Origin of the sequence: Vitreimonas sp. (assembly GCF_036392335.1) — a bacterium.
Classification (GTDB): Bacteria; Pseudomonadota; Alphaproteobacteria; order Caulobacterales; family Aquidulcibacteraceae; genus Vitreimonas.
Genome location: NZ_DASVYD010000035.1, coordinates 1 through 13,612, shown reverse-complemented (window position 1 = coordinate 13,612; position 13,612 = coordinate 1). Strand labels below are relative to the sequence as shown.

Here is a 13,612-nt window from a genome sequence, read left to right as displayed (position 1 = left end):
CATGCATGCGTCGGCCTCGAACGACCCCGAAGCATTCTGGGGCGTGCACGGCCAGCGCCTCGATTGGATCAAGCCCTACACCAAGGTGAAGGACACCAGCTTCAACGAAGCCGATTTCCACATCCGCTGGTACGAAGACGGCATCCTCAATGTCAGCGCCAATTGCATCGATCGCCATCTCGCCACGCGCGGCGATCAAACCGCGATCATTTGGGAAGGCGACGATCCGAGCCAATCGCGGCACATCACCTATCGCGAGCTGCACGCGGAAGTCTGCAAATTCGCCAACGTGCTCAAAGCGCGCGGCGTAACCAAAGGCGACCGCGTCACCATCTATATGCCGATGATCCCCGAGGCGGCTTACGCCATGCTCGCCTGCGCGCGCATCGGCGCCATCCATTCGGTCGTGTTCGGCGGCTTTTCCCCCGAGAGCCTCGCCAGCCGCATCAAGGATTGTGACTCGCGCTGCGTCATCACCGCCGACGAAGGCGTGCGCGGCGGCAAGATCATTCCGCTCAAACACAATGTCGATGAAGCGCTGACGCACGCGCACACGCCGACCGACGTCAACACCGTGATCGTCGTCACCCGCACCGGCGCAGGCGTGCCGATGACCGAGGGCCGTGATGTTGTGTACGAAGACGCGGCTGCAAACGTCAGCGCCGATTGCCCGCCCGAGCCGATGGGCGCGGAAGATCCGCTCTTCATCCTCTACACCTCAGGCTCCACCGGCAAACCCAAAGGCGTGCTGCACACGACTGGCGGCTATCTCGTCTATGCGTCGATGACGCATCAATACGTGTTCGATTATAAAGACGGCGACATTTATTGGTGCACCGCCGATGTGGGTTGGGTCACCGGCCACAGCTACATCGTCTATGGCCCGCTCGCGAACGGCGCGACCACGCTCATCTTCGAAGGCGTGCCGAATTACCCGACGAATTCGCGCTTCTGGGACGTGATCGACAAGCACAAGGTCAACACCTTCTACACCGCCCCCACCGCCATCCGCGCGCTCATGCGCGACGGCGAAGCGCCGGTGAAACGCACCTCGCGCGCAAGCCTGCGTCTCATCGGCACCGTCGGCGAACCCATCAATCCCGAAGCCTGGCTCTGGTATTATCGCACAGTGGGCGACTCGCGTTGCCCCGTGGTCGACACCTGGTGGCAAACCGAAACCGGCGCCGCGCTCATTACCAATCTGCCTGGCGCCACGGCGATGAAGCCCGGCTCCGCCACACGGCCCTTCTTCGGCATCAAGCCCGCGCTGGTCGACGACAAAGGCGAATTTCTCGACGGCGCCGCGAGCGGCAATCTCGTGCTGCTCGATTCCTGGCCGGGCCAGATGCGCACCGTCTATGGCGATCATCAGCGCTTCTTCGACACGTACTTCCGCACCTATCCCGGCACGTATTTCACCGGCGACGGCTGCCGCCGTGACGAGGACGGCTATTATTGGATCACCGGCCGCGTCGATGACGTGCTGAACGTCAGCGGCCATCGCATCGGCACCGCCGAAATCGAAAGCGCGCTCGTCGCGGATACGAAAGTCGCCGAAGCTGCTGTCGTCGGCTATCCGCACGACATCAAAGGCCAAGGCATCTATTGCTTCGTCACCTTGAAGCAGGGCGTGGAGCCCAGCGACGAGCTCAAACGCGAACTCGTCCAATATGTCCGCCACGAAATCGGCCCGACAGCGACGCCCGACATCATCCAATGGGCCCCCGGCCTGCCCAAAACCCGCAGCGGCAAGATCATGCGGCGTATCCTCCGCAAGATCGCCGAAAACGAACTCAGCAATCTCGGCGACACCAGCACGCTGGCCGATCCGAGCGTGGTCGATGATCTGGTGCGCAATCGGGTGAGCGGGTAACGCACCTTTGCTTTGCCCGGCGGTTCAGCCGCATTGCTGAACTCCACCGTATCATGCACCGCTCGCGCATGGATTTTGTCTATTGTCACGGCCTACCTGGCGCGCCGACGGAATTGCGCGCCTTGGCGCCGGCCGAGCACTTGCGCGGCGCGCGGCTTCTCGATCGGCTGACTCAAAAGCCCGCCACCTATGCTGATCGCGTATGCAGCGGCTTCGACGCGCTCAACATTTCAGAACCTATCGACGTCGTCGGCTTCTCGCTTGGGGCGATGGCTGCGGCGCACATTGCCGCCTATCGACCAGCGCAAGTACGCAAGCTCGTGTTGATCTCGCCGGCTGCGCCGCTGGAGCTTGGTGACTTCCTCCCAGCGATGGCCGGGCGGCCCGTTTTCGAAGCTGCGCGGCGCGGCGCGTTCTCATTGCGGCTGCTTAGTAGCGTCCAATCGATTATGGCGTCGCGCGTACCAGACTTCATGCTCAAGACTATGTTCGCCACCAGCAACGCGGTGGAGCGCGATCTGCTCACCAATCCGGCATTCGTGGGAATGGTCGTTGAGGCGCTCAGGCAATGTCTGGGCGCGCAACAAGAAGCATATCGCGCGGAACTGATCACGTATGTCCGCCCCTGGGCGCATGTTCTCGATGCAGCCACGTGCGAAACTGAGATTTGGCAGGGTGACGAAGACACATGGACGCCGCCGGACATGGCGCGCGCGCTGACAACGCGATTGCAGCCACGCGCCACACTGAACATCCTCGAAGGCTTGGGGCATTATACAACATTGCAGGCCGCGCTGGCGCAGCGTGCGCTCGCGAACGCCTAGCTTCTTGGCAACGGGCTAGCTTGTGACCGCGCGCCGCGCTAATCCCCCCGCATGTCGCGCGCGAAGAATCCCACCGAGTTTGAGATCACGGTCGAGGGCGAGCCCTATGTCTGGCGGCTGCAACGCACGCCGCAATGGTCCAGCAATCCCAACGAATGCCGCGGCAAGGCGATCGCCGTGCGTCACAAGGAAGGGACGCGCGAGGCCATCATCGAATTTCCGGCCGGACCGCCGCCCAAATTCGGCGCGCCGGTGCTTAAGGCGTCGCAGATTCCAACGGCGCTGGTGGCGCGCGCAATCCTCTCGGCGATCGCGGCAGGCTGGGAGCCCCTGTCCCGCGGCAAACCCGTGCCCATCGTCGTCGATGAAACTGGCGCCTAATCGCACACGGCGCGCTATGCTGCGCGGGAGCGCCGCATGTGGGCTCGTCGCAATTTCATCCACGCAAGCTTGGGCCGAGACCATGAACAATGCGCCACCCATCGCCGAAAGCTTCGCGCGCATCCTGCGCTGGGCTGACGCGCATCTACCGCTCTTGCGCCAATCGCTGCGCCCGCCGGCGAGCGAGGGCGATTTGCAAAGCTTCGAAGCGCTGCTCGGTCAAACGCTGCCGCAAGATGTCCGCGAGCTCTATCGCCTCGCCGACGGGCAAATCCCGTTTCAGTTCGGACAAACGCCGTACTATCCCGGCCTCTTCGTCAGCCTGCCCTTCAACCCGCTTGAGACCGTCACACGACATTGGCGCCAAGCGCGCGAGCTGGAGGCGGAGTTTAACTCCGACGAATTCCTGAGTTCGTTTCCGCCCGATGCGATCAAGATCATAGACTACAATCGCGGCTGGATTCCCATTTCCGACGACGCCGGCGGCAATCACATCGCCATCGACCTCGATCCCGGCCCCGCCGGCAATTTCGGCCAAGTGATCATCACCGGAACGGACGAACAAGAACGCGTCCGTGTCGCCTCATCGCTCAGCGCGTTCCTGCATTGGGCCGCGGGCGAATTCGAAGCCGGACATTTCACCGGCAGCGGCGAAGACGGCGAATGGCGCTGGCGCAACGAAGGCCACCTCCACGACGGCCTGCGCACCCACCTCAAAGCCGGCGGCCAGATCGGGTAGCGACGCGCCTCAAGCCGCCGCGAGATGCATCTCGTCGATCACACGCTCAAATTTCTCCAGGTCGCCTTTGATCCGGTAGAGCCTCGGGCCGCCGCCGTTCGGCATGGTCGCGACGACGCGATAGGCGCCTTCCGGAAAGCGATAACGCTTCGACACCGCGACAGAGACACTTTGGCCAATCGCAAAAAGTGGGACGTTCATCGCGGTTCCTCATCTCAGTCAAAACACGGGGCGGATCGGCCCAAGCCGACCCGCCCCGCAAAAGATAAACGTATGCGCTCTAGCTCACGCCAAAGCGCACGACGCTTTAGGCGGCCACAAGTTGACCTGCCGACATCTTGCCGCTGCGGCTGTCCTTTTCGCTTTCGAAGCCGATCTTTTGGCCTTCAGTCAGCGAGGACCAGCCAGCGCGTTCGACGGCTGAAATGTGGACGAAAACGTCCGGGCCGCCATTGTCCGGCTGGATGAAACCAAAGCCCTTTTGGCCGTTAAACCACTTCACAGTGCCGATAGTCATAGGAGTACCTTACGTATAACAAATTGCGCGCAGCGCGGACGCGCTACGTGACCAAGCTCGAGAATGGCGAAGGGTAGGTCCGGGGGCCGCGAGATGCTCAAGAGCGGTGCGCGGACAAGGGAAAAACCGAACCAAGTACGAATTCGATAAGCGTGTGTAGCGCAAGGCTCCACGAATAGCAATGGAATTCACTGCGCCCCGTTTAGGCTACGCCGCGAACTGCGCGGCGTGCTTGCCCTTCGCTGTCGCATAATGCGCGCGAATGAGCGCGAGATCAGCGTCATAATCTCCGCTCGGCTCGATCACCGCAGCTAAGCTCACGCACTTCGTTCCATAATCCAGCACGCTGATCACCAGCGGCACGCCCGCGCCATGAGCGATGTGATAGAAGCCGCTCTTCCATTCGCGCGCCAAGCTGCGCGTGCCTTCGGGCGGGATCGCGAGGATCATGCGGTCGCGCGCCGCGAACGCCTCGCGCATCACATTGACGACGTCATTGCTCTGCGAGCGATCGATCGGCACGCAGCCCATCGCCTTCAACACCCAACCGAACGGCCCCTGCGTCAAACTCTTCTTGCCCATCCAAGCGAGTTTCACGCGATAATAGCCCGCGGTCGCCAGCATATTGAGCCCATCCCAATTCGACGTGTGCGGCGCCGCCACCAGCACGGCCTTGTCCAAGCCCGGCCAATCCCCGTGCAGCTTCCACCCGGCCAGCTTCAGATACGCGAACGACAGCCAACGCACGATCTCCGAACCAACGCCCCGATAAGGCCCCGGCCGCGCCGTCGATCCATCAATCAGAATCTCGCTCATCGCGCAGCGCTACACGAGCCCGCCGCCTCGGTCGAGCCGCGCTAAAGGTCAAGCCGCATCGCGCAGCGCCGTTCGCCCGGCAGTCCGTGCGCCACTTCGTTCGCCAGCACGCCGCGCAGGCGTTCGCACAGCGCATCCGGCTCCAATATGCGAAACCCCGATGCGGCATAGAACGGCGCATTCCACACTACGTCGCGAAATGTGGTCAGCGTTACAGCCGCCGCGCGCCGCGAACAGGCGGTCTCGATCACTGTGTTCAGCAACGCGCGCCCCAGCCCATGACCCTGTTCGCCGCGCAGCACCGCCATCTGCCAGATGTGCATGGCGTCCGGCAGCGCTTCGACGGCGATGAAGCCAACCAGCCGCGCCTCTTTCACCGCCACCCAAACGCCGCCCGCTTCGATCAGCGGCGCGTGCTGCTCGGCGCTCATCACGCTATCGTCGGCGATCCACGCCAAATCCGGCACGGCGCGAAACGCCTCGCCGGACGAGCGCTCGATCTCCGGCAGGAATTGCGCATCCTCCAGCGTCGCCGCGCGTATCCACGCGTGAACGCTCATGCGCTCGCCGCATCGAGCGCGGCCATATCGTCCGCGTTCAGAGTCAATCGCAACGCCCCCATCAGCTCCGTCAGCTGCGCCACGCTCGTCGCCGACGCGATCGGCGCCGCGATCGCCGGCTTCGCCATGATCCATGCGAGTGCGATTTGCGCCGGCGTCGCGCCATGCTTTGCGCTCACGGCGTCGAGCGCCGCGAGCACAGCCGGGCCTTTCCCGGACATGTATTTCTCCATGCGCCCGCCGCGCACGCTCTTCTTGCTATCTTCGGCGACGCGATACTTGCCGGTGAGATACCCGCTCGCCAGACCATAATAGGGCGTGATCGACACGCCCTCGCGCACGCACAGCGGCATAAGCTCGGCTTCGATCTCGCGATTCATCAGATTGTATTCCGGCTGATGCGCGACAAAGCGTACACCGCGCCGCCCGCTTTCTTCCAACGCTTCGGCAAACCGCCCCGGCTTGAAATTCGACGCGCCAATCGTGCGCACCTTGCCCGCGCGCACCAGCTCTTCCAGCGCGCCGACATATTCGTCCGCTGCTGTCGCCTCATCGTCGCGATGCAGCCAATAGAGATCGATCGTCTCAATGCCCAAGCGCTTCAGCGAACCTTCGCACGCTTCGATGATATTCTTCCGCGAAATACCCAGCTGCTTCGGCCACATGCCGACCTTGGTGCCGATAACCACACGATCGCGCTTGCCGCTTCGCTTCAGCCAAGCGCCCAGCACACGCTCGCTCTCACCGCCCTCGTGGCCGGGCGCCCATGCCGAATACACATCTGCCGTATCGATCGCGTCGCCGCCCTGGTCCACAAACGCGTCGAGGATCGCAAACGATGTGGCCTCGTCCGCGGTCCAACCCAACACGTTGCCGCCAAACATCAATGGTGTGATCTTGATCTCGGAGCCGCCCAAGGACCGTTTCTGCTGCATCATGTCGCTCCTTGGCGCGGCTGGACGCGCGCTCTGGCAATGTCGAGAATAGGTTGAACTTAGGACTGCCAATGCGCCCGCTCAACATCTTCGCCGCGCTTTCCGGCGCGCTCGCGCTCGTCATGTTGGTGATGGTCGCGCATGTGCTCGCTCTCAGCCCCGAAAACGCCGACCGCATGCAGCTGGGCGCGTTCATCCAGCTTGCCGCCGCCGCCGCCGGCCTCGCCATCGCCAACCGCGCGGGGCGTCTCAATCTGATCGCGGGCGCCATGATCCTCACAGGCGCCGCTATCTTCTCAGGCACGCTTTACGCGCTCGCCATCACCGAGAACCGCAGCTTCGTCATGCTCGCGCCATTCGGCGGCATCACGCTGATTTTAGGCTGGATCGTGCTCGCGTTCGCCAAACCCGGCGCCTAACGCCTCGAAATCCGCACGGCGCGCCCTAATATCGCGCCCGCATGATTCAGACCTCTCCGCTCCCCACCACGCCCCCTGCGACGGAACCCGCGCCGCCGAGCGAGCCCGCGTCCGCCGTCGTGGACACCTTGATCAGTCACGCTCAGAACTTCATCGACGGCGTCCTCTCGCTCGATCCCGAGCAGGCGATGATCCGCGCCGGCCTTACCTTTCTCGTGGTTCTGGGCGGCGCTATTCTGGTCTGGGGTCTGCGCACGCTGCTCAAGGCGCTGACCGAGCGGGTCGCGCCCGAACACGCCGCCGACGCCGCCAAGAAGCGCGCCCCCATCGGCCGCTGGACCATCCGCATTGCCCGCTTCGCCATTGGCGTGGCCGTCTTCCTGGCGGTGCTGCGCATCTGGGGCTTCGACTACGCCGACCTGCGCGAGGGCCCGCTCGGCGCTCTGCTCGGCGTCGCCACGCGCGTGGCGCTCATCCTGTTCGTTAGCTTTGCCGCGATCGAATTGCTCAATCTCGGCATCAACAATATTTTCGCCCGCATCGCCAAGCGCGCCCGCAACGCCCGCCGCGCCGCGCAAGTGCGCACGCTCGCGCCTTTGCTGAGCGGCATCATCACCACGCTCTTCGTGCTGATCGCGGCGATGATGACGCTCTCGGAATTCGGCGTCGAGATCGGCCCGCTGATCGCCGGCGCCGGCATCGTCGGACTTGCCGTCGGCTTCGGCGCGCAAACGCTGGTGAAGGACTTCCTCACCGGCATCTTTCTTATCATCGAGGACACCGTCTCCGTCGGCGACATCATCGGCATCGGCGAATTCGGCGGCGTGGTGGAGGACATGTCGCTGCGCACCATCAAGCTGCGCGATTTCGACGGCACGCTGCACGTTTTCCCCTATAGCGAAGCGCAAGTGATCCATAACCGGACCAAGAGCTTCTCCTTCGCGGTATTCGATCTCTCGGTCGACTATTCCGCCGACATCCCGCGCGCGATCGAGGTGATGAAGCAAACCGGCGCCGAATTGCGCGCCGACCCGGAATTCGCGCCGATGATTTTGAATGACATCGAGGTCGTCGGCGTCGATCAGCTCGCGGATTCCGCGGTCATGCTGAAGGCGCGCATCAAGACGCACCCGGCCAAGCAATGGTCGGTAAAGCGCGAATATCTGCAACGCGTGAAAGCCGCCTTCGACGAGGCCGGGGTCGTCATCCCATTCCCGACGCTCAAACTCATCCCGCCGGACGGTCCCGTGCGGGATCGAGATCACGCGGGCGGCGGCGGCTGATCGCCATCCAGCTTGCGCTTGATCGCCTCGACCTCGCGCTGCACCGCGCCCACGCGGTCAAGCAGCGTCCACACGCCCACGCCGACAGCGACAAGCAAAACAAGAAGGGTCAATTCGGCCGGTGAGGGCATCAGTGGGGCTCCCGCGGCCAGGATGATGACCGAGATTGTGGCGCGTAAGGGGCAAGCGCATGCCCTGCGTCACTGGCGCGCGCCGCCGCGCCACGCCAAGATGCTGGCATGCGCACTTTGACCATCGCCACCCGCTTCAACGGCCCGCCCAATTCCGGCAATGGCGGCTATGTCTGCGGACTGCTCGCGCGCGAAATCGACGGCCCGGCCGAAGCCGCGCTCCGCATCCCGCCGCCGCTCGACAAGCCGCTTAGCCTCAGCCGCGACGGCGCACGCGTGCTGATGCATGACGGCGAGACACTCGTCGGCGAAGCCAAACCGACAACGCTCGACCTCAAAGCCGCATCCGCGCCGAGCCTCGCCCAAGCGCGCGACGCCGCGAAGCGCTACGCTGGCCTGCGTCACGCCTTCTCCACCTGCTTCGTCTGCGGCGCCGCGCGCGCCCAGCACGACGGCCTCGATATCTTCACCGGCAAAGTCAGCGATCGCGACATGGTCGCGTGCACCTGGACTCCCGCCGCCGATCTCGCCGACGCGGACGGCCGCGTCGCGCCGGAATTCATCCACGCCGCACTCGATTGCCCCGGCTATTGGGCCCTGCCGCGCGCCGGCGAAGTGATCGCCGTGCTCGCGCGCTTCAGCGTCAGCATCGACGGCCCGCGCCCACACGTCGGCGAAGACCTCATCGTCGCCGCCTGGCCCCTCTCCAGCGACGGCCGCAAACACAAAGCCGCCAGCGCGCTCTACGACGCGCACGGCGCCGTCCTCGCCCGCGCCGAAGCGCTCTGGATCGAGCTGAAGGAACCGCCGCCGCGCTGATTTGCAAAGCGCGCGCCGGCGGCCTACACCACGCGCATCCATAACCCGGGGGGCCGCGCGCAAGCGGCTGAGATTGGGCGTGAGCGCTCTGACCCGTAGAACCTGAACCGGTTAGCACCGGCGGAGGGAGGCTCAGCTTATGAATAAGCCCGAAAACCAAGCCGCGTTCGCGCCAGCCAAAGAAAAGCTGGAAGTGACGACTGGCCCGCTCATCGGCTCGCGCAAAGTGTACGCGTCCGGCTGCGCGCATCCCGATCTGCGCGTGCCGTTCCGCGAAGTCGCGGTGCATCCGACCGCGAACGAGCCGCCCGTCACCATCTACGATCCAAGCGGCCCCTACACCGATCCCGACGCCATCATCGACATCAATGCCGGTCTGGCCCGCACGCGCGCGGCCTGGGTGAAAGCGCGCGGCGACGTCGAAGAGATCGACGGCCGCGCCGTGAAGCCGGAAGACAACGGCAACGTCAGCGCCGAAAAACTCACACCACCCTTCCCCAAACAACCGCGCGTGCTGCGCGCCAAAGCCGGCGCCGCCGTCACGCAGCTCGACTACGCCCGCCGCGGCATCATCACGCCCGAGATGGAATACGTCGCCATCCGCGAAAACATGCGCCGCGAAGCTCTAAACTCCTCCCCCGCAAGCGGGGGAGGTGTCGACCCCGGCGTAAAGCCGGGGGAGACGGAGGGGGTAAGTCCGACAACCGCGCGCACTGCCCCCCTCAGTCACGCTGCGCGTGACAGCTCCCCCGTAAACGGGGGAGCAGTTAAAACACGCGACGGCGAATCCTTTGGCGCATCCATCCCCGATTTCGTCACGCCGGAATTCGTGCGCTCCGAAATCGCCCGCGGCCGCGCCATCATTCCCGCCAACATCAATCACGCCGAACTCGAGCCGATGATTATCGGCCGCAACTTTCTCACGAAAATAAACGCCAATATCGGCAATTCCGCCGTCACCTCCTCGATGGCGGAAGAAGTCGACAAGCTCGTCTGGGCCATCCGCCACGGCGCCGACACGGTGATGGACCTCTCCACCGGCCGCAACATCCACAACATCCGCGATTGGATCATCCGCAACAGCCCCGTGCCGATCGGCACCGTGCCGCTCTATCAAGCGCTCGAAAAAGTTGGCGGCATCGCCGAAGACCTCAGCTGGGAAATCTACCGCGACACGCTCATCGAACAGGCCGAGCAAGGCGTCGACTATTTCACCGTGCACGCCGGCGTGCGCCTGCCCTTCATCCATCTCACCGCCAAGCGCGTCACCGGCATCGTCTCTCGCGGCGGCTCGATCATGGCCAAGTGGTGCCTCAGCCATCACAAGGAGAGCTTCCTCTACACGCACTTCGCCGAGATCTGCGAAATCATGCGCGCCTACGACGTGAGCTTCTCACTCGGCGACGGCCTGCGCCCCGGCTCCATCGCCGACGCCAATGACGCAGCCCAATTCGCCGAACTCGAAACCCTGGGCGAGCTCACCAAGATCGCCTGGGCGCACGGCGTGCAAACCATGATCGAAGGCCCCGGCCACGTGCCGATGCACAAGATCAAAGAGAACATGGATAAGCAGCTCGAGCTCTGCGGCGAGGCGCCCTTCTACACGTTGGGCCCGCTCACCACCGACATCGCGCCCGGCTACGACCACATCACCTCAGCGATTGGCGCGGCCATGATCGGCTGGTTCGGCACGGCGATGCTCTGCTACGTCACGCCGAAGGAGCATCTGGGCTTGCCCGATCGCGACGACGTCAAAGTCGGCGTCATCACCTACAAACTCGCCGCGCATGCCGCCGACCTCGCCAAAGGCCATCCCTACGCGCGCACGCGCGACGACGCGCTCTCCCGCGCGCGCTTCGAATTCCGCTGGGAAGACCAATTCAATCTGGGTCTTGACCCCGACACCGCCAAAGCCTTCCACGACGAAACCCTGCCGAAAGACGCGCACAAAACCGCGCACTTCTGCTCCATGTGCGGCCCAAAATTCTGCTCGATGAAAATCACACAGGACGTCCGCGACTACGCCGCGAAAAAAGAAGAAGCCGAACGCGGCATGGAAGAAATGAGCGCGAAATTTCGCGAAGGCGGCGGGGAGATCGATGTGGCGATTGGAAACAACCCGCTCTCGCCTCAGGGTTGAAAAACTCCGAGTCGTGCGGTAATCACCGCGCATGGCTGAAAGTCGGGCAGATCAGGTTGTAGAGCTGGCGGGAGTCGAGCGCCTGCTTGCCGGCCTGTTTTCTTGGGTGGTCCTGGCATCCGTTAGCATAATTATTTCTGGCAAACTTGTAGCGGCTCGCATCAAACTCGGTTTGAAGCGCAACAACGACCTCTTCTCGATACCAACGCCGTTCTTTCAGCTTCACGCAAAGAACGAGGAGGTCACGCTGGGATTGCTATTTTTTGTTTTCAGTCTTGGCCTCGTCGTTAGTTTCGGCGGTCGCTCAGCATATGAGTTCTTTAGACAAAACGCTGGGCTTGATATTGGTCAGTGGAACTCGCTGTGTGCGATCGCGAGCTTCCTAAGTGTCGTGACCGCTAGTGCGTGTTGGGTGCTCGGGGCATTCGTTCGCAGCGCCCCGATCATTCGCAATCAAGAACGGGACGAACAAATCGCCAATCTGAAAAAGCGAGTGGACGAACATGGCGGAGAGTAAAAACCCCTCCTCGCCGGCCAAGTCGTTAGCGGTGGTCAGCGGCAAAGGCGGTAGCGGTAAAACGTTAGTAGCCGCGACACTAGCGCTAACCCTCGCGCAAGAGGGAAAACGCACCATTCTGGTTGATGCAGATATGGGTACTGGCGGGCTGACCTATTACTTAGGGTTCTCCGTTTTCGACAGAACACGCCAAGGATTGGCCGAGTTTCTTCAAAGTGCCGCCAACACACAATCTGACGTTCCGATAACGGTTGAGTTTTCAAAGGCGAGCAAAGAGCAACTTGAGCGACGTGCCGAACTTGAGTTTGTGTCGCTACTAGCAGTTGGCGAACACCGACTGACCGAAGGCAAGAGCTTGATGACGACGCCCTCGATGGAACGAGTTGTCAGAGGGCTAGGAAAGGCATTTGACGCGGTCATTATCGACTGTCGAGGTGGTATCGATGACGACTCGCTGGCAGTCTGCAGGGCCGTACAGGATATTGTTGTCGTTGTTGAAACAGACGCGGCGGCAATCCAGTCATCCCAACATTTGGTTGATGTGCTAAGCCGCGAAGGAATCGCCAAGAAAGTCGCCGGCTTTGTGTTGAACAAGGTGATGGACGATCCGACCTCCCTGGCGCATGCGGGCGCATCGTTCTTCCGCACGAATTATCTCGGAGCCATCCCTTTCGACATTCAAACCACAAGAGACTTTATCAAAGGCGTACTGCCTAAGCAGACGTCATTGTTTAGCCGGCACGTGTCGAACATAGCTTCAAAACTATTCTACGAATTCTCCATACCCAAGCCCGCGCGCGACGCGCTGCTTGAGCCGTCAGAGTTTGGAACCCTGACGTTGAGAAATCCTGATATCATTCGAGGCGGGTATATAGTCGCATTCGCGCTGATCGCCGGAACTGTCGCATACGTCAGCGCGCGATTGAACTACATCATTCCGGCACGTTCCGATCTGACAGCTATTGCATCCATAACCGCAATTGCATGCCTCTCCCTATCTGAGTCGTTCAAAGAAAACGTCGGCGCCGTAGTTCGCCTCTATCTCGATTCAACATCTACGCTGATGAGCAAGCTTTCGGGGATTTTCAGGTAAGATGCTCTATCGCTTCGCCCTTACCGCCATCCTCGCCCTAACCGCCTGCACCCCCGCGCCGCCGGCGTCTCAGGCTGCGCCTGATCCGGCGGCCGCGCAGGCTGCGTCCGACGCGAGCGCCAACGCAGCGCGCCTCTCCGCCGCGCCGCAAACCGGCGCGTGGGCGTTTCAGGCGGACGATGCGATCTTCGCCGCGGGCTTTGGCGCGCCGGAGAGCGAGGTTCAGCTCGTCTTCACCTGCAATCAGGCGAGTGGCGCCGTCCACATCACCAGCGCGCACGAGCTCGCGCCCGATCAAGACACGACGCTCACACTCATCATGCTCAACGCCACGCGCGCCCTGCCCGCCAAGAGCTTCAACGAAGGCCTGCCCAGCGTCACCGCCGAACTCGCGGGCGACCAAGCGCGCGACATCGCCGCGCTGCTCAGCGCGCCACACGCCAATCTCGGCATCGAAATCGCCGGCGAAACGCACGTGTATCCGTGGAGCCCCGAAATCGCGCAGGCGTTGGAAGGCTGCCGCTAAAACACCGTCGCTCCCTCTCCCTCCCATGGGAGGGAGAGG

Annotated in this window: 17 protein-coding genes and 1 riboswitch; of the genes, 11 read left to right on the top strand and 6 right to left on the bottom strand. The window is 62.8% G+C overall.

The features are described from left to right. The 4 genes from acs to VF769_RS08285 form a co-directional block, all read left to right on the top strand. A partial coding sequence (gene acs / locus VF769_RS08300) for an acetate--CoA ligase (protein WP_331007924.1) occupies window positions 1-1,873 on the top strand: 1,873 nt, incomplete at its 5' end. A 68-nt stretch (window positions 1,874-1,941) separates the two neighbouring features. After that, window positions 1,942-2,697, top strand: coding sequence for an alpha/beta hydrolase (locus tag VF769_RS08295; protein WP_331007923.1), 756 nt, complete (start codon window positions 1,942-1,944; stop codon window positions 2,695-2,697). A gap of 51 nt (window positions 2,698-2,748) precedes the next feature. After that, on the top strand, window positions 2,749-3,078 hold the full coding sequence (locus VF769_RS08290) for a hypothetical protein (RefSeq protein WP_331007922.1): 330 nt from the start codon (window positions 2,749-2,751) through the stop codon (window positions 3,076-3,078). Between the two features lie 82 nt (window positions 3,079-3,160). Further along, window positions 3,161-3,817, top strand: a complete 657-nt coding sequence (locus tag VF769_RS08285; protein ID WP_331007921.1) for an SMI1/KNR4 family protein — start codon at window positions 3,161-3,163, stop codon at window positions 3,815-3,817. Between the two features lie 9 nt (window positions 3,818-3,826). Here VF769_RS08285 and VF769_RS08280 read toward each other — a convergent pair whose 3' ends face one another. The 5 genes from VF769_RS08280 to VF769_RS08260 all read right to left on the bottom strand — a co-directional run bounded on the left by VF769_RS08280 (window position 3,827) and on the right by VF769_RS08260 (window position 6,645). Continuing rightward, a complete protein-coding gene (locus tag VF769_RS08280) occupies window positions 3,827-4,018 on the bottom strand; it encodes a hypothetical protein (RefSeq protein ID WP_331007920.1) in 192 nt (63 codons plus the stop codon). A gap of 106 nt (window positions 4,019-4,124) precedes the next feature. Continuing rightward, a complete protein-coding gene (locus tag VF769_RS08275) occupies window positions 4,125-4,334 on the bottom strand; it encodes a cold-shock protein (protein WP_135212921.1) in 210 nt (69 codons plus the stop codon). Window positions 4,335-4,541: 207 nt separating this feature from the next. Beyond that, entirely contained in the window at window positions 4,542-5,150 is a 609-nt protein-coding gene (locus VF769_RS08270) for a 1-acyl-sn-glycerol-3-phosphate acyltransferase (RefSeq protein ID WP_331007919.1), read from the bottom strand. Between the two features lie 41 nt (window positions 5,151-5,191). After that, the gene (locus tag VF769_RS08265; RefSeq protein WP_331007918.1) at window positions 5,192-5,710 is read right to left on the bottom strand and encodes a GNAT family N-acetyltransferase; all 519 of its coding nucleotides are present in this window, start codon (window positions 5,708-5,710) and stop codon (window positions 5,192-5,194) included. Further along, on the bottom strand, window positions 5,707-6,645 hold the full coding sequence (locus VF769_RS08260) for an aldo/keto reductase (protein ID WP_331007917.1): 939 nt from the start codon (window positions 6,643-6,645) through the stop codon (window positions 5,707-5,709). The genes VF769_RS08265 and VF769_RS08260 overlap by 4 nt, the downstream gene beginning before the upstream one ends. A 71-nt stretch (window positions 6,646-6,716) precedes the next feature. Here VF769_RS08260 and VF769_RS08255 point away from each other — a divergent pair, with 71 nt between their 5' ends. Together VF769_RS08255 and VF769_RS08250 are read left to right on the top strand one after the other, a co-directional pair. After that, window positions 6,717-7,064, top strand: a complete 348-nt coding sequence (locus VF769_RS08255) for a DUF423 domain-containing protein (RefSeq protein WP_331007916.1) — start codon at window positions 6,717-6,719, stop codon at window positions 7,062-7,064. A gap of 41 nt (window positions 7,065-7,105) precedes the next feature. Then, entirely contained in the window at window positions 7,106-8,347 is a 1,242-nt protein-coding gene (locus VF769_RS08250) for a mechanosensitive ion channel family protein (RefSeq protein WP_331007915.1), read from the top strand. Here VF769_RS08250 and VF769_RS08245 read toward each other — a convergent pair. Beyond that, window positions 8,326-8,478 carry a hypothetical protein gene (locus tag VF769_RS08245; RefSeq protein ID WP_331007914.1) on the bottom strand — a complete coding sequence of 51 codons (153 nt, stop codon included), beginning with the start codon at window positions 8,476-8,478 and terminating at the stop codon, window positions 8,326-8,328. The genes VF769_RS08250 and VF769_RS08245 overlap by 22 nt on opposite strands. A 108-nt stretch (window positions 8,479-8,586) precedes the next feature. Between VF769_RS08245 and VF769_RS08240 the strand changes: the two genes are divergently transcribed. The 5 genes from VF769_RS08240 (at window position 8,587) to VF769_RS08220 (ending at window position 13,573) form a co-directional block, all read left to right on the top strand. Continuing rightward, complete coding sequence (locus VF769_RS08240) at window positions 8,587-9,297, top strand: hypothetical protein (RefSeq protein ID WP_331007913.1); 711 nt, start codon at window positions 8,587-8,589, stop codon at window positions 9,295-9,297. Between the two features lie 36 nt (window positions 9,298-9,333). Then, window positions 9,334-9,443: riboswitch (TPP riboswitch) on the top strand. Then, window positions 9,437-11,437 (top strand): phosphomethylpyrimidine synthase ThiC, encoded by a 2,001-nt coding sequence (thiC, locus tag VF769_RS08235; protein WP_331007912.1) that lies wholly within the window; start codon window positions 9,437-9,439, stop codon window positions 11,435-11,437. Its footprint overlaps the riboswitch before it by 7 nt. Before the next feature lie 31 nt (window positions 11,438-11,468). Continuing rightward, complete coding sequence (locus tag VF769_RS08230) at window positions 11,469-11,954, top strand: hypothetical protein (RefSeq protein WP_331007911.1); 486 nt, start codon at window positions 11,469-11,471, stop codon at window positions 11,952-11,954. Beyond that, window positions 11,941-13,047, top strand: coding sequence for an AAA family ATPase (locus VF769_RS08225; RefSeq protein ID WP_331007910.1), 1,107 nt, complete (start codon window positions 11,941-11,943; stop codon window positions 13,045-13,047). The genes VF769_RS08230 and VF769_RS08225 overlap by 14 nt, the downstream gene beginning before the upstream one ends. Before the next feature lies 1 nt (window position 13,048). Further along, window positions 13,049-13,573 (top strand): hypothetical protein, encoded by a 525-nt coding sequence (locus VF769_RS08220; RefSeq protein ID WP_331007909.1) that lies wholly within the window; start codon window positions 13,049-13,051, stop codon window positions 13,571-13,573. The last annotated feature ends 39 nt before the right edge of the window (window positions 13,574-13,612 follow it).